The sequence below is a fragment of the Myxococcus sp. XM-1-1-1 genome (assembly GCF_020037095.1).
In the GTDB taxonomy this organism is placed as follows: domain Bacteria; phylum Myxococcota; class Myxococcia; order Myxococcales; family Myxococcaceae; genus Myxococcus; species Myxococcus fulvus.
In genome coordinates this window covers 167,276-182,726 of the sequence record NZ_JAIQDH010000007.1, presented here as the reverse complement: position 1 = coordinate 182,726, position 15,451 = coordinate 167,276, and the positions used below count along the sequence as shown (strand labels likewise).

The 15,451-nt window shown below is 70.2% G+C and carries 11 protein-coding genes; 8 read left to right on the top strand and 3 right to left on the bottom strand.

Annotation, left to right across the window (positions count from 1 at the left end; genetic code table 11):
* Complete coding sequence (locus K8640_RS16415) at positions 1 to 2,256, bottom strand: di-heme oxidoredictase family protein (RefSeq protein WP_223747866.1); 2,256 nt, start codon at positions 2,254 to 2,256, stop codon at positions 1 to 3.
* Positions 2,257 to 2,356: 100 nt separating this feature from the next.
* Positions 2,357 to 2,647, bottom strand: coding sequence for an amidohydrolase family protein (locus K8640_RS16410; RefSeq protein ID WP_223747865.1), 291 nt, complete (start codon positions 2,645 to 2,647; stop codon positions 2,357 to 2,359).
* Between the two features lie 124 nt (positions 2,648 to 2,771).
* Between K8640_RS16410 and K8640_RS16405 the strand changes: the two genes are divergently transcribed.
* Positions 2,772 to 3,041 carry a hypothetical protein gene (locus K8640_RS16405; RefSeq protein ID WP_223747864.1) on the top strand — a complete coding sequence of 90 codons (270 nt, stop codon included), beginning with the start codon at positions 2,772 to 2,774 and terminating at the stop codon, positions 3,039 to 3,041.
* Here K8640_RS16405 and K8640_RS16400 read toward each other — a convergent pair.
* Positions 3,038 to 3,658 carry a hypothetical protein gene (locus K8640_RS16400; RefSeq protein WP_223747863.1) on the bottom strand — a complete coding sequence of 207 codons (621 nt, stop codon included), beginning with the start codon at positions 3,656 to 3,658 and terminating at the stop codon, positions 3,038 to 3,040. The two genes, K8640_RS16405 and K8640_RS16400, sit on opposite strands and share 4 nt — an antisense overlap.
* Before the next feature lie 248 nt (positions 3,659 to 3,906).
* On the opposite strand from K8640_RS16400, the gene K8640_RS16395 reads away from it, so the two are divergent.
* The 7 genes from K8640_RS16395 to K8640_RS16365 all read left to right on the top strand — a co-directional run bounded on the left by K8640_RS16395 (position 3,907) and on the right by K8640_RS16365 (position 15,446).
* Positions 3,907 to 5,007, top strand: coding sequence for a M23 family metallopeptidase (locus K8640_RS16395; RefSeq protein ID WP_305070660.1), 1,101 nt, complete (start codon positions 3,907 to 3,909; stop codon positions 5,005 to 5,007).
* Between the two features lie 368 nt (positions 5,008 to 5,375).
* Positions 5,376 to 7,613 carry a glycoside hydrolase family 88 protein gene (locus tag K8640_RS16390; RefSeq protein WP_223747861.1) on the top strand — a complete coding sequence of 746 codons (2,238 nt, stop codon included), beginning with the start codon at positions 5,376 to 5,378 and terminating at the stop codon, positions 7,611 to 7,613.
* A 129-nt stretch (positions 7,614 to 7,742) separates the two neighbouring features.
* On the top strand, positions 7,743 to 8,798 hold the full coding sequence (locus tag K8640_RS16385) for a zinc-binding dehydrogenase (RefSeq protein WP_223747860.1): 1,056 nt from the start codon (positions 7,743 to 7,745) through the stop codon (positions 8,796 to 8,798).
* Between the two features lie 32 nt (positions 8,799 to 8,830).
* Positions 8,831 to 10,264 carry a glycosyltransferase gene (locus K8640_RS16380; RefSeq protein WP_223747859.1) on the top strand — a complete coding sequence of 478 codons (1,434 nt, stop codon included), beginning with the start codon at positions 8,831 to 8,833 and terminating at the stop codon, positions 10,262 to 10,264.
* Between the two features lie 16 nt (positions 10,265 to 10,280).
* Complete coding sequence (gene ppsA / locus K8640_RS16375; protein ID WP_223747858.1) at positions 10,281 to 12,623, top strand: phosphoenolpyruvate synthase; 2,343 nt, start codon at positions 10,281 to 10,283, stop codon at positions 12,621 to 12,623.
* Between the two features lie 8 nt (positions 12,624 to 12,631).
* Positions 12,632 to 14,734: a PAS domain S-box protein gene (locus K8640_RS16370; RefSeq protein ID WP_223747857.1), complete on the top strand. Its 2,103-nt coding sequence runs from the start codon at positions 12,632 to 12,634 to the stop codon at positions 14,732 to 14,734.
* A gap of 220 nt (positions 14,735 to 14,954) precedes the next feature.
* Positions 14,955 to 15,446, top strand: coding sequence for an Hsp20/alpha crystallin family protein (locus K8640_RS16365; RefSeq protein WP_141324781.1), 492 nt, complete (start codon positions 14,955 to 14,957; stop codon positions 15,444 to 15,446).
* The last annotated feature ends 5 nt before the right edge of the window (positions 15,447 to 15,451 follow it).

Sequence of the window (15,451 nt, the reverse complement as noted above, 5' to 3'; positions counted from 1 at the left end):
TCAGAGCGACTGGATGAACCTGAGCAGCGCCGCGCGCTGGGCGGCGCTGGAGGTGCGGAAGGCCTCCTTGGAGGACTCGGCCTCTCCTCCGTGCCACAGGATGGCCTCGGAGAGGTTGCGCGCGCGGCCATCGTGCAGATAGGCCTCGCCGCCGCTGACGCCCGCCGTCAAGCCGATGCCCCAGAGGGGCGGCGTGCGCCACTCCGCGCCCGACGCCCCCTCCTCCGGGAGGTTGTCCGCCAGCCCCGCGCCCAGGTCATGCAACAGCAGGTCCGTGTAGGGCCGAATCACCTGGCTCCGCAGCTCGGCGTAGGGGTGATACGGGCTGGTCGTCAACGTCGAGACGTGGCACCGCGCGCAGCCCATGCCCCCGAAGAGGCTCTCCCCCTGGAGCGCCTGGGCGTCACCGAGATTGCGGCGCGCGGGGACTCCGAGCAGCGCGATGTAGCGCACCATCTTCTCCAGGTCCGCGTCCGCCAGCTCGGTGCTCGCGCCCGCGCAGGTCTGCTGCGAGCCACAATCCGGCATGGGGAAGACAGACGTGGTGACGCCCATGTCGACATTGAGCGCGTTCGCGACCTGATGTCGGAGCCTCGCCTTGCCCGCCTTCCAGCCGAAGCGCCCCGCGCGCGTCTGCCCCGTCTGCGGGTCCACCACCGTCTGCACGCGGCCGGAGATGCCATCGCCGTTGGCGTCATTCGGGTCAGCGAGGCTGGCCAGCGTGTTCTCATCGATGGCCTCCAACAAACCCAGGCCGACGAGGGGCGGCGTGATGCGAGCCGAGTGGTGCGTGGGAACAGGCCCGGTGAAGGCGTAGACCGGGCGCCGCAGCTGATAGCCCGTGCCGTCGCCATACGTGCCGTTCGTCACCGTCCAGCCCGAGATGCTCACGCTGCCCTCGGGGGTCCCCTGGGTGCTCTGCGGCTGGAGGACCCATCCCAACGCCGGATGCGCCGTCACCGTGGTGCCCACCACCCCCACCCTGACGGTGTGGCGCAGGGGCGGCGCGACGACGACGTGGCCATGGGGGCTGGCTCCAGTGGAGTCCGCGCCGTTCACCGTGATGCTCACCGGGGACGTGGTGCTCAGCCCTCCCGAGGAATTGCCGATGGTGAAGTGGTACTGCACGACCGAGCCCGCCGGGACGTTGGTGAGCACCTGGGTGTTCGTGCCGGAGCTGTCACGCGCCATCCGGAAGCTCTGCTGCGAGCCCCCGTTGAGCCGGTAGTGCACGTCCGCCCAGGGCGCTGCGTTCACATAGAACCGCACGGTGTACAGGGACGTCGCCGGGTCCGGCGGGAGCGCGCGGCCATTGTTGATGTGGCAGGCCACGCAGCTGCGAGCGATATAGGAGGGGCCCAGCTTGTTCTGCTGCGCGGTGAAGCTCGGGTTGCCAGCCTCCGAGTGGGTGCCGTCCGCGAAGTCGGTGTGATGCAGGCGCCGGCCCTCGACGAACGGCTGGGCATTCACCGGCGCCAGGTTGGTCGCCATCTGCTTGAACAGGTGCGCCGGCTCGTTCGAGTAGTTGTAGCCCAGCGTCGTGCGCCCACCCAGCCACGCCGTCTCCGCGAGGGGGAACGAGTCCAGGTTCGCCCCCCTTCCCTCCCAGGGCACCATGCCGCCCTGGCCCACGATGTAGAGGAACGCCGTGCCGTAGTAGTTGGCGCGCCCCACCACGGGAGGCAGCATGAAGGGGCTGATTTCAATCTCCATGCGGTCGCCCACCTGCAGCCGCCGGTTCTCCTTCGCGTTGTAATTGATGGTGGCCGTGTAGCGCAGGGGGTCCACCTGCGCCATGTCCACGTTGAACCAGTATTGAGAGAGCACCGCCTGGCCTTGGTAGAAGGCTCGGAAGTCCGGCGTGTCCAGGGGCCAGAGCGAGGTGATGTTGACGGTGATGTCGTTGCCGCCCTTGGCCACCCTGTCGATGACCTCGATGCTGTACGTGCGGTACTCGAAGTACAGCGGCAGGTAGTGCTCGTAGCTCTGGAACTGTGACTCCCGCGCGTGGCGATCTCTCGACCGGTCCGCGAGCCGGGTGATGAGCGCCGTGGGTGTATCCACCACCAGCGCGGGCTCCAGCGGAGTGCTGGCGTCGAAGAGCGGGACCACCGGGGCCAGGGGCGCCACGGTGGAGGAGGCTTCCGGCGGCGCTTCCTCCTGATGCGCCTGGGGCGCGTTCCCACAGGCGCCCATGAACAACCCCAGGATGGCCAGACTCCAAGCCGCCGCGCGTGTGCTGGAAGGCTCTCTCATGCCAGGGATTATATCCCGGCGAAATCAGCAATTCGAGAACTCACGGATGGACATATTGCATCCCTCCCATGTCTGTTTGAAATCAGATATCGGCGGGGCCTCACCGGGCCGCGGCATCCCCCCGTCTGCGTGGAGCTCCGGCGTCCAGGACCACCTGTCCGTCCTTCATCACGAAGCGCACCTGCCTCAGCGCGTGGATGTCCTTCAGCGGGTCGCCCTCTACCGCGACCAGGTCCGCGATCTTGTTCGGCTCCACCGAGCCGAGCTGGTCCTGCAGGCGCAGCAGCTCCGCCGCGTTCAGGGTCGCGGCGCGCAGGGCGAGGCGCGTGGGCACCTCGGGCTCCAGGCCCCATGCCGGAAGAGGAAGGCTCCACCAGAGGAGCGTGCCCATGACAGTCGTCCACTGCCGCCGGGAACGATGGAACAAGGTGTGACTCCCCCGGTGCGCGGTGTCCAGTCACTGTGAGCGCCCGGACCTGTCTGCTGAAGACGGTCACCTCGCGACGCCCCTGGCCATGTATCTTCGCCAGCGCGATACGGCCAGGCCTCCTCGCGCGTCCTCACCCGTCGGGCTCTTCACCGCCGCCGCGCTGGCGTCCAGCGGAGGGGCGCTCGCGGACAATCCGCCGCTGACGGGCTCCGTGCTGTTCAGCGGCGCGGTGTCGAACGCCATCGGCTTCGACTCGTTCCTGTCACAGCGACTGGAGCGCTCGGGGCGGCGGCTGTCGGGAAGGCCTTCGCGCGCGGCATGGGTTCGCTCCGCGCCGGCGCGACCAGCGGCCTAAAGGACGATGGCGGGGATGTAGATGACGCCGCTCGGCAGCCAGATGCGGAACACCATCCCACGAAGGAGGTCCTCCAGCGTGGCGGCGCCGGGGGGCTTGCCTCCAATGAGGACCCGCGCCGCAGGGACAGGCCCGCCCTCGGACGTCGTCACCGAGGTGGTCTCGAACGTGGCGACGACCCGAGCGACCTCCTGCCCCGCCAGGTCGAAGAACCCGACGCTCCCCGAGTACGTGCCCACCTGGATGTCACCCGCCTTCGCCGTGGCCCTCAGTCGGTAGTAGCCCACCGGGATGTTCGAGGAGGGCGAATCCAGGTAGACGAAGGCCACGTCCACGCCCTGGGCGTATTGCAGGGCGGAGATGTTCTCGAGCCCGACGACAGCCCCCGCCGAAGCGACATACAGGTCCGAGGTCGCCGTCGAAATCCGCCCGGCATGGATGGGGACTCCCGCCTCCTGCGCCGCCACCGAGAGGGCTCCCGGCAGGTCCGCGCAGGACAGGGATGACTCCGCGAGAGGCGACCCGGAGGCTTGTCCAGGCGCGGCGGCCCAGACGGGACTCGAAGCAAGGAACAGCGTCGCGACAAGCGCCGCGCACTCGAACGTGAGGCTCTTCATGGACATCTCCAATGGAGAACGACTGTGATTGAAACAGCCTCGGGGCACACAACGGCAGTCGCCCCCCACTCGCGAAGCCACCCGGATGCGCCGGACAGCCCTCGCGGTGTGGAGCCCCACCTCGAATCATCCCCTGGAGGTTGAAACCAACGTACGATTCAAATCGTACTTTGTCAACGCGGCGCTCCTCCTCATCCGTCAAGCAATCCACGCGGATGAGCCTGGGTGCCGACCATGATGTCGGCACCATGCGCCCCCCTCCATCGACGCTTCGCCTCCCGACAGTGTTCCTCGCGCTGGCCCTCCAGGCCTGCGTGGGAGACCCCAGGCCGCTCCCGGAGCCACCCCAGGAGGAGGTGAGCCCGGTGCTGGCCGTCCCGGCTGGGATGGGGCACTACTGCAGCATGCGCTGGCCGGAGCAGGGCTGGGCCTTCGCCTGGGAGCCCACCACGGACTCGGCCCCCTGCGAGCAGCTTCGAGCACAGTCCGCGGGCGGCAGCGTCGTCCGGGCCGGTCTCTACTCCGCCCAGGGACGCAACAACGTCATCTCACGGTGCGCGGACGGAACGGTGGGGCTGTGGAGCGGCCTGGGCGCCTCCCCGCTCCAGTCCGCCCATGCAGACGCCACGAACCACCAGCGCCAGGGCTGCGTGTTCACCGCGGCGCCCGACGCGCTGCCCATCTTCGATGCGCCCTTCTCGTTGCTGACGCGCGTGTTCCACGCGACGGGCTTCGACTTCGCGCAGGACGTCCCCCTGGACGTCGCCGACTTCGGCCAGACGGGCTCGGCGAGCGCGCACATCGTGGACCACCTGGGGCGGGACCAGTCGAATGCCAACTTCGTCAACAACCACGATGGCCATGACTGGGGGATGGTGACCGGCACGCCCATCCTCGCCGTGGCCAACGGCACGGTCCTCCTCGCCAGGGACCGGGAGGTCCCCTGCGCCTCTCCCATCCAGAAGGAGGTCTACGTCCAGCACGACGTCGGTGCGGGTGAATACCTGGAGCGGTTCGTGAGCTACTACGCCCACTTCAAGTCCTACGTCGTCACGGACGGGCAGGTCGTCAAGAAGGGCCAGGTGCTCGGCTACGCGGGCACCACGGGGTGCTCGTCCGGCCCCCACCTGCACCTGGCCGTGGCGCGCCTGACGAACACCGCGTCGGAGTACCGTCGGGACTACTCGATTCCGAGCACGGACCACCCACCCATGACGAGCAACATCGAAATCTATGGGTGGGCCGCGCCCAGCGGCTTCGACCCGTGGGCGTGGCGCAATCATCCCAGCGGCGCCCTCAGCATCCACCTGTGGAACGAGGGACAGGCGCCCGTGAACCCCAACTTCTGACGGGCGCCCCCGTGCTCACAACGCGATGGTGCGAATACCCCGCGACCTCCCAACCTCGCGGCCCCTTGGACAGGCACAGCGTCGGAACATTCGCCGCTCAGCCCTTCTCCTTCCGGGTGGCGAAGAGCCCGTAGCGCACGAGCGTGAAGAGGAGGAAGTAGCCGAGCGCCATCAGTCAGCAGGGCCCGCGTGAGCCACATTGCGTACTCCACCCGATACGCAATGCCACTGCTGGACCAGGTGTCCACCCCTCCCATCGAAATCACCCTCCATGCTCGAGAGGAGGGGTGGAAATGAATCTTCGTGCGAGAACATGGACGTTTCTCTGGGGGCTCGGTTGCCTGCTCTTCGCGAGCAGCAGCCCTGCCATGGACGAGGCGACAGCGAATCGTGCCCTGCAATTCGCCCAGCAGCAGGCGACCAGGACGGACGCGCTGGTACCCGCGGGCCGCTATCCCCAGGCCACCACGAACGGTGGGTGGACCACCTTCGATGCCGCCGCGCCCATTGAATGGACCCAGGGATTCTTCCCCGGCGAGCTCTGGTATCTCTTCGAGGACTCGGGCATCGCCACCTTCAAATCCCTGGCGGCCGCCCGGACGGCGCCGCTGAAGGTCCAGCAGACCAACTCGACGACACACGACACGGGCTTCAAGCTCATCACCAGCTTCGGCAACGCGTACCGCCTCACGGGCGACGAGACCCAGCGGCAGGTGCTGCTCACGGGCGCCGCGTCGCTGGCCAAGCGCTACAACGCCAGGCTGGGCGTCATCGTGTGTTGCGATTGGAACCGGCCCGTGTGGCTGGCGCCCATCTTCGTGGACACGATGATGGACCTCGAGCTGCTCCTCTGGGGCGCCGCGCACGGGGGGCAGGCCGCCTGGCGGGACATGGCCGTCAACCACGCGCTCAAGACGCTCAGCGTGCTCGTCCGCTCGGACGGCAGCTCCTTCCACATGGCGGACTTCGACCCGAACACGGGCGCCATGCGCCTGCGCGGCACGTTCCAGGGCGCCTCGAACTCCTCCACCTGGGCCCGAGGGCAGACCTGGCTCATGTATGGCTACACCATGGTGTACCGCTACACGCGCGACACGCGCATGCTGGCCGCGGCCCAGAAGACCACCGACTGGTACCTGAGCCACCTGCCCGCGGACATGGTTCCCATCTGGGACTTCAATGCTCCGGCGAGCCAGCAGTACAAGGACACCTCCGCGGCCGCCGTCGCCGCCTCGGCCCTGTTGGAATTGAGCAACTACGTCACGGACACGGCCACCCGGCAGCGCTATCGGGACGCGGCCCTCCGCATGCTCGATGCGCTCAGCGCCGCGCCCTACCTCGCCAGCGGGACGAGCAAGGCCAGCGTCCTCCAGCACGCCGTGGGAAACCTGCCCGCGGGCAAGGAGATTGACGTGGGCCTCATCTACGGGGACTACTATTTCGTCGAGGCCCTCCAGCGCTTCAAGCAACAGGACCGCCTGCTGGCGGGCTGGGGCGCGCGCACCAGCTTCCCGGCGGGGGTCCATGACCTGGGGACCCAGAACACCGGCGTCGTCACGGTGGAGTTCGACGTGACGCCACGGCGCTACCCCATCGATGGCGTCATCGGCTACGCCGACACGTCCACCACCGTCACGGGCTTCTCCAGCATGGCCATGGGCATCCGGATGAACACGGACGGCCGCTTCGACGTGCGCAATGGAGGGGGCTACGCCGCGCTCACCCCGGTGCCCTACGCGTTCGACACCACGTACCACGTACGCATGGTGACGAACCTCGACACCAGGCGCTACAGCGTCTGGGTACGTCCGCCGGGCGGCGCCGAAGTCCAGCTCGCCAGCAACTACGCCTTCCGCTCGGACGCGCCCGCCACGGATGACCTCGGCAAGGTGGTGCTCAACAGCACCACCGCGAACGACGCGTACACGGTGACCCGTCACACGGTGTCAGGTGCCTCTTCGATGGCCTGGCCCTCGCGGGTCGATTTCTCGGCGGCCGTGCATGGGTTGGGGACGAGCAACACCGGCACGGTGACGACCGAGTTCGACGTGACGCCGGCCCTCAGCCCCATGGATGGCGTCATCGGCTACGCCGACACCTCCACCACCATCACGTCGTTCTCCAGCTCCGCCATGCTCATCCGGATGAGCACGGACGGCCGCTTCGACGCGCGCGACGGAGACCGCTACGCCGCGCTCACCACCGTCCCCTACACCGCCAACGCGACGTACCACGTGCGGATGGTGACGGACCTCGACGCCAGACGTTACAGCGTCTGGGTGCGCCCGCCGGGCGGCGCCGAAATCCAGATCGCGAACAACTACGCCTTCCGCTCGAACGCCCCTTCGACGAATGACCTGGGGAAGGTGACGCTCAATGGCACGACGGGCAATGACACCTATGTCGTGAGGAACCACGTCGTCAGGAGCGGGGCGGCCGCCGAGCCCACGCCCGACGCCGAGGCCCTCGGTGAGGTGCTCCCGCCCGAGGACTCACCGCAGGTACAGGGGGGCTGCGCCGCCAGCCCCGGCCCCGGGGCGCTGGCCCTCTGCGGCGTGGTGCTATGGCTGACGCGTCGGCGCGGGCGCTCACGCATCGCGGCCTGAGGGCACCCCGCCAGGTTGACGCTCGCCTCGGGCCACGGCCCGAGGCGGGCGTCGCCGTTGCACGTCGATGGCATGCGCCTGAGGTTTGTCGTGAGGTGGACCCGAGGCACATCCCGCCGGGGGGGAATCATGCGAGCAACCGTCTTTCGAGGCGTCGGGGACTTCGGTCTCGAGGAAGTCGAGCAACCCCGGGCTGGAGCGGGCGAAGCCGTGGTCCGCGTGACGTCGACGACCATCTGCGGCACGGACCTGCACATCGTCCGAGGCGAGTACGCCGTGAAGCCGGGCCTCACGCTCGGCCACGAAATGGTGGGGGTCATCGAGGAGCTGGGCTCCGGAGTGCATGGCTTCCAACCGGGCGAGCGCGTCCTCGTCGGCGCCATCACGCCGTGCGGGCAATGCAACGCCTGCCTGTCCGGACACCTGTCCCAGTGCGGACATGGGACGGGATACGAGGCGATGGGCGGCTGGAGGCTGGGCAACACCCTGGATGGGGCCCAGGCCGAGTACGTCCGGATTCCCTCCGCGCAGGCCAACCTGGCGCCGGTGCCCGCGGGGCTCTCGGACGAACAGGTGCTCTTGCTGGCGGACATCGCCTCCACGGGATTCAGCGGCGCCGAGTCGGGCGGCGTGCGCATCGGCGACACCGTGGTCGTCCTCGCCCAGGGCCCCATCGGACTGTGTGCCTCCCTGGGCGCCCGGTTGATGGGCGCCGCGCGGGTCATCGGGGTCGACGGGGACGAGTCCCGGCGGGCCTTCGCCCGGCGGATGGGCGTGGACGTGGTGCTGGACCCTCGAAGCCAGGACGTCGTGGCGGAGGTCAAGCGGCTGACGGGGAGCGGCGCGGACGTGGCCATCGAGGCGCTGGGCGCCCAGGAGACGTTCGAGACGGCCCTGCGCTCGCTGCGTCCGGGCGGCACCCTCTCCAGCCTGGGGGTCTATTCGGGCAAGCTGCAGTTGCCCTACGACGCGTTCGCCGCGGGGCTGGGGGACCACCGCGTCGTCACCACCCTGTGCCCGGGTGGCAAGGAGCGCATGCGCCGGCTGATGGCCGTCGTCCAGTCGGGACGGGTCGACCTGACGCCCCTGCTCACCCATCACTTCGCGCTGAAGGACATCCGGGACGCGTACGAGCTCTTCGGCCAGCGCCGCGACGGCGTCATCAAGGTCGTCATCCACCCGTGAGTGACGCCCCCTCCGCCTGAACCGGAGCCCCCATGCTCAAGCCCTTCGAGGTGCACGTCCCGGCGGAACCCCTCACCCGCTTCGAGCACGAGCTGGACGAGCAGGGATGGAACGCGCTGCGGACGCTCGCCCAGGAGACGCAGGCCCGCATGGCCGGTCGCACGTTCTGGAACATCAGCTCCACGGCGAGGGGCGGCGGCGTGGCGGAGATGCTCCCACGCCTCATCGCCTACGCGCGCGGCACGGGCGTGGACGCGCGCTGGCTCGTGCTCACCGGCACCCCGGAGTTCTTCCACATCACCAAGCGGCTGCACCATGCACTGCATGGCTCCCCCGGTGACGGCTCCGGGCTGGGGACGTCCGAGCACGACTGCTACGACGAGGTCCTCCGCGACAACGCGGAGGAGATCCTCGTCCTGGTGAAGCCCGGGGACGTGGTCCTGCTGCACGACCCGCAGACCGTGGGGCTCGGCCCCGCCCTGTCCTCCGCGGGCGCCCACGTGGCCTGGCGCTGCCATATCGGCCGGGACACGCCGAACGCGGAGGTGGAGCGCGCGTGGGAGTTCCTCGCGCCGGGCCTGGCCGCCGCCCGGCTCACGGTCTTCAGCCGGGCCGAGTATGCGCCCCCCCAGTGCGCGGGCCGGTCGCTCGTCATCCAGCCCTCCATCGACATCTTCGCGGTGAAGAACCAGCCCATGGCGCCCGAGGTCGCGCGCGCCATCCTCGCGACCACCGGACTGCTGCGCGAGACGCCGGACACGGCGGCGCCCGTCTTCACGCGCGCCGACGGCGTGACGGGGCGCGTGTCGCGGGGCGTGGACGTCATCCGGCTGGGCGCAGGGCCCACCGCCGAAGTTCCCCTCGTGGTCCAGGTGTCCCGGTGGGATCCGCTGAAGGACCCGGCGGGCGTGCTGCTCGGGTTCGCGAGGATGCTGCGCAAGGCGCCCCACGTGCACGCGGAGCTGGTGCTCGCGGGGCCCGCCGTCACGTCCGTGGCCGATGACCCCGACGCGGCGGCGACCCTCGAGGACGTCCACGCGCTGTGGCGACAGCAATCGCGCTTCGTCCGCCAGCATGTCCATCTGGCGTGCCTGCCCATGGCCGACAGCGAGGAGAACGCCGCCATCGTCAACGCGCTGCAACGCCACGCGAGCGTGGTGACGCAGAAGAGCCTCCAGGAGGGCTTCGGGCTCACCCTCACCGAGGCCATGTGGAAGCAGCGCGCCGTGGTGGCGAGCGCGGTGGGCGGACTCCAGGACCAGGTCGTCACCGGGGAGAACGGCCTGCTCATCCGGGAGGCCGGGGACACGGAGGCGTTCGCGGGCGCGGTGCGCTCGCTGCTGGAGGACCCGGCGCGGGCCGCCGCGCTGGGGCGCCGTGCCCGTGAGACGGTCCGCGCCCGCTTCACCGCCCCTCGTCACCTCACGGACCTCGCGCGCCTCATCGAACGACTGGACGCGCGCTGACACAGGAGATGGAAGCATGGACCCTTCCCATGAGAGCCAGCAGCCCGTCCGGCCCGACGCGCCCGGTGCCACCCCAGACCTCATCCGCTGGTTCGACTCGCTGTCGCGAGAGGACGTCAGCGTGGCGGGAGGCAAGGGCGCCAATCTCGGGGAGCTGACCCACGCCAGCCTCCCCGTACCGCCGGGGTTCGTGGTCACCGCCGCCGCGTTCCAGGAGGCCATGGCGCCCGTGCGCCCCCGGCTCCGCGAGCTCTGGCAGCGCGTCGACCCGGAGGACCCGCAGTCCCTGGCGGAGGTCACCGAGGCGCTGCGAGCCACGGTGCGCCAGGTCCCCGTGCCCGAGCGCCTGCGCTCCGCCCTGCTCGGCGCCTATCACCAGTTGGGCGAGCAGGGGGCCGTGGCCGTCCGCTCCTCGGCGACCTCCGAGGACACCGGCGCCACGTCCTTCGCGGGCATGCACGAGACGTACACCAACGTCGTGGGTGACGAGGCGCTGCTCGACAAGCTGCGCGCGTGCTGGGCCTCGGCCTATGGACAGCGCGTGGTGGCCTACCGGAAGGCCCAGGGCCTCACCGAGGAGCCGGCCATCGCCGTCGTCGTGCAGCGCATGGTGGACTCGACTCGCGCGGGGGTCATGTTCACCGCGGACCCGGCCACCGGGGACCTCCACCGCGTCATCATCGAGGCCGCCTACGGCCTGGGCGAGGTGGTGGTGAGCGGCCAGGTGGAGCCGGACACGTACGTGGTGGCCAAGCAGGGGCCGCGTCTACTGGAGGTGCGCGTCGGGGAGAAGTCCTTCCAGCGGGTGCGCGATGGCGTGGGCCAGGAGCGGCGCGAAGCGCTCTCCCCCGAGCAGGCCCACCAGCGCGTGCTCCAGGACGTGGAGGTGTTGGAGCTGGCGCGCCTGGGCCTGCGCGTGGAGCGCCACTATGGCGCGCCGCAGGACATCGAATGGGCACAGGCCGGTGGCAGGCTCTATCTCGTCCAGTCGCGTCCGGTGACGACGCTGGGCGGGGCGACGAAGGAGGAGCGCAAGGACGCGCGGCCCAAAAGCCCCCGGGTGTCCGGGCTGGGCGCCTCTCCAGGGGTCGCGACGGGGCGCGTGCGCGTGCTGCGAAGCCCCGAGGAGGGCCGGCGGCTCCAGACAGGCGAGGTCCTGGTGGCGCCGATGACCTCTCCGGACTGGGTGCCGACGCTCCGGCGCGCGGCCGCGGTAGTGACCGACAGCGGCGGGATGACCTGCCATGCCGCCATCGTCAGCCGGGAGCTGCGCAAGCCCTGCGTGGTGGGCACGCGCACGGCGACCCGGCGGCTCCAGGACGGCGAGGAGGTGACGGTGGATGGCTCCGCGGGCACGGTCCTGGAAGGCCGGGTGGAGCAGCAAGCCCTCGGGGTCGTCTCGTCCGAGCCGCGGAGGCCGAGCGGCCTGGCCTCCGCTGGAACCGCCACGCCCGAAGTGCTCGCCACGCGCCTCTACGTCAATCTGGCCCTCCCCCAGCAGGCCCGCGACGCGGCGGCGCTCCCCGTGGACGGCGTGGGGCTGCTGCGCGCCGAGTTCATGCTCACCGAGGCGCTGGGCGGGGTCCACCCACGCAAGCTCATCGCCGAGGGGCGCGGCCGCGAGTTCGTCGAGCGGATGTCCGACGCGCTGCTCCAGGTCACCCGCGCCTTCGGGAGACGGCCGGTGGTGTACCGCACCACGGACTTCCGGACGAACGAGTTCCGGGGCCTGGAGGGCGGCGCCGAGTTCGAGCCCGCCGAGTCCAACCCCATGATGGGCTTTCGTGGCTGCTACCGATACATCCGCGAGCCGGAGGTGTTCAGGCTCGAGCTGGAGGCGGTCGCCCGCGTGCGGGAGCAGACCCCCAACCTGCACGTGATGATTCCCTTCGTGCGCACCACGTGGGAGCTGGCCGCCTGCCTCGAGGCCCTGGACGCAAGCCCCCTGGGCCGCCACCGCGGGCTGGAGCGCTGGGTGATGGCGGAGGTGCCCTCGGTCGTCTACCGCATCCCCGAGTACGCGCGGCTGGGCATCAGCGGCGTGTCCATCGGCTCCAACGACCTCACGCAGCTGATGCTCGGGGTCGACCGGGACTCCGAGTCGTGCGCGGAGCTGTTCGATGAAGCGGACGCGGCGGTGCTGGACGCCATCGTCCGCATCATCCGGGCCAGCCGTGAAGCCGGCATCACCTGCTCCCTCTGCGGTCAGGCCCCCTCCAACCGCCCCGAGTTCGCCGAGCACCTGGTGCGCGCGGGAATCACGTCCATCTCCGTGGACCCCGCGGCGGCCTGGGCCACACGCGAGGTCATCGCGGCGGCGGAGCGACGGCTGTTGCTCGAGGCCGCGCGAGCGCGGTGATGCGTCGCATGCGACGGACAGCGCCACGAGCGCCCTCCTTCTGGGCCCGCCTGCGCCTGCCGCGGCTGCGCCAGGCGAGGCGCTCCCGAGCCGCGCTGGAGAAGTCGCTCCGGCTGGCGGAGGCGCGCCTGTCCGGGCTCATCGCCACCACGGTCGACGCCATCATCTCCGTCGACACGCGGCAGCGAATCACCCTCTTCAACGAGGGGGCGGAGCACATCTTCGGGTACTCCGCAGGGGACGCGGTGGGTCAGCCCCTGGACCTCCTGCTCCCGGAGCGCTACCGAGGGGCCCACCAGCACCACGTCCAGCGATTCGCGGCGGGCTCCCGGCTCTCCCGACAGATGGGCGAGCGGAGCACCATCATCGGTCGGCGCAGCAATGGCGAGGAGTTCCCCGCGGAGGCCAGCATCTCCAAGGTGGAGCAGGAGGGCACGCTCGTGCTCACCGTCATCCTGCGCGACATCTCGACCCGCAGACAGGCGGAGGAGGTGCTCCGGACCAGCGAGGAGCGCTTCCGCACGGCGTTCGCGAACGCGCCGACCGGCATGGCCCTGGTCGGGCTGGATGACCGGTTCCTGAGCGTGAACTCCGCCATGTGCGACATCGTTGGCTACACGCCGGAGGAGCTCCTCGCCCGGACCTTCCGGGACATCACCTGGCCCGGGGACCTGGAGGTGACGCTCCAGAACAGACAGCGACTGCTGCGGGGGGAGGTCCACACCTATCAACTGGAGAAGCGCTACCTGCACAAGCAGGGGCACACCGTGAGCATCCTGCTCACCGCCTCGTTGGTCCGTGACTCCCGAGGGCAGCCGCTCCACTTCATCGCGCAGGTGCAGGACATCTCCGAGCGCCAGGAGCTGGAGCGGGCCCAACATTTCCTGGCGGAAGCGGGGCCACGACTGGCGGGCTCGCTGGACTCCCGGACGACGATGGCCGCCGTCACGGGGCTCGCGGTCCCCGCGCTGGCCGACGGGTGCATCGTCGGCCTGGTGGATGAGCACGGGCAGGTCCGGGCGGTGCAAGCCGCGGCGGTCTCCCCCGAGAAGTCCAGGCGCCTGGACGCGCTGCTCGCCCACCACCCGTGCCTCCCCTCCCTCCAGGGGGAGCTCGTCGCGGGTGTGCTCCGAACGGGACGCTCCGTGGTCCTGCCGGAGTCCTCCGGAGCGGAGACACCGCGGGAGGACGGCTGCCCGCTGGACCTGCTGCGCGGCCTCGGGTCCGTCTCGGGACTCATCGTGCCGCTGCGGGCCCGGGAGCAGACCCTGGGCGCGGTCATGCTGTGGACGGCCGAGTCCGGGCGCCGCTACGGCGAGCAGGACCTGGCGCTGGCGGAGGCCCTGGCCAACCGCGCGGCGCTCGCCATCGACAACGCCCGCCTCCACGAGCGGTCCGAGCAGGCGACCCGCCTGCGGGACGAAGTCCTGCGCGTCGTCGCCCACGACCTCCGCACGCCCCTGAACGTCGTCGCGCTGTGCACGGAGTCCCTCGGCAGGAGGCCCCCCGGCCAGCGGCCTCCCACCCAGACGCTCGAGACCCTCCGCAAGGCGGTGGAGCGGGCCCAACGGCTCATCCAGGACCTGCTGGATGTCGCCCGGATGGAGTCCGGGCACCTGCTCGTCGAGCGTGCGCGGGTGGATGGCGCGTTGCTCGTCCAGGAAGCGCTCGACCTGCACCGCGCGCTCGCCGAGGAGAAATCCATCCAGCTCTCCAGTGACGTCCCCCTGCACGCCCCGGCGCTCCTCGCCGACCATGCCCGGGTGGTCCAAATCCTCTCCAACCTGCTCGGCAACGCCATCAAGTTCACGCCCGCCGGCGGACACGTCCACCTCCAGGCCGTCCCCGAGGGAGCCATGATGAGGTTCTCCGTCCGGGACTCAGGGCCCGGGATTGCACCGGAACACCTCTCGCATGTCTTCGAGCCCTTCTGGCAGGCGCAGGCGGGGAGGAAGGAGGGCGCGGGACTCGGGCTCGCCATCGTGAAGGGGCTCGTCGACGCGCATGGCGGCAAGCTCTGGGTGGACAGCCGCCCCGGACAGGGAAGCACCTTCTGCTTCACCCTCCCCACGCAAGCGTCGGCCGACCAGCCACACCCACCTCACGCGTGAGTCCACGGCAGCAGGCCGCACGCTCGCCGAGGCCGGGCACGGGGGCAGGTCTGTCGTGGCGGTCCGAGAGGAAGCCCCAACACGGGCAGGGCGGCGATGGCCTCCGCGTCCGGGGCCCAGCACACCTTGCGCGCTCCGAGGCCCCCCTTACCCTTCAAGAGGGAGCCAGAGGCCTGGCACGCATGGCGCGCGCCGGTCAGCCCCAAGGAGGTCATGAACCATGGCAATGCTTCCCGTCCGACGCGCGAAGAGGCTCGCGAGCAGCGAGCAATCCTGGGACCCCTTCGCTCAGATGCGGGAGTTGCTCCAGGCAGCCCCCACGGAGTCACTGCGAGGGCTGGTGCCGGGAGCCAGGGAGGACTGGACGCTCTCCCCCGACTTCGACGTCAAGGAGACGCAGGACGCCTACGTCTTCAAGGCGGACCTGCCGGGCATCCAGCAGGAGGACGTGGAGATTTCCGTCACCGGGCAGCGGCTCACCATCAGCGGCAAGCGCGAAGAGGAGAAGCGCGAGGAGGGCGAGCGCTATTTCACGTACGAGCGCAGCCACGGCAGCTTCGCCCGGACCTTCACCGTGCCGGAGGGCGTGGACCTGGACAACGTCAACGCGGAGCTGAAGGAGGGCGTGCTCACCCTGAACATCCCCAAGCGCCCGGAGGGCAGGTCCAGGCGCATCCCCATCGGCAGTGGCCCGGCCAAGGGCAAGGCGTGAGCCTC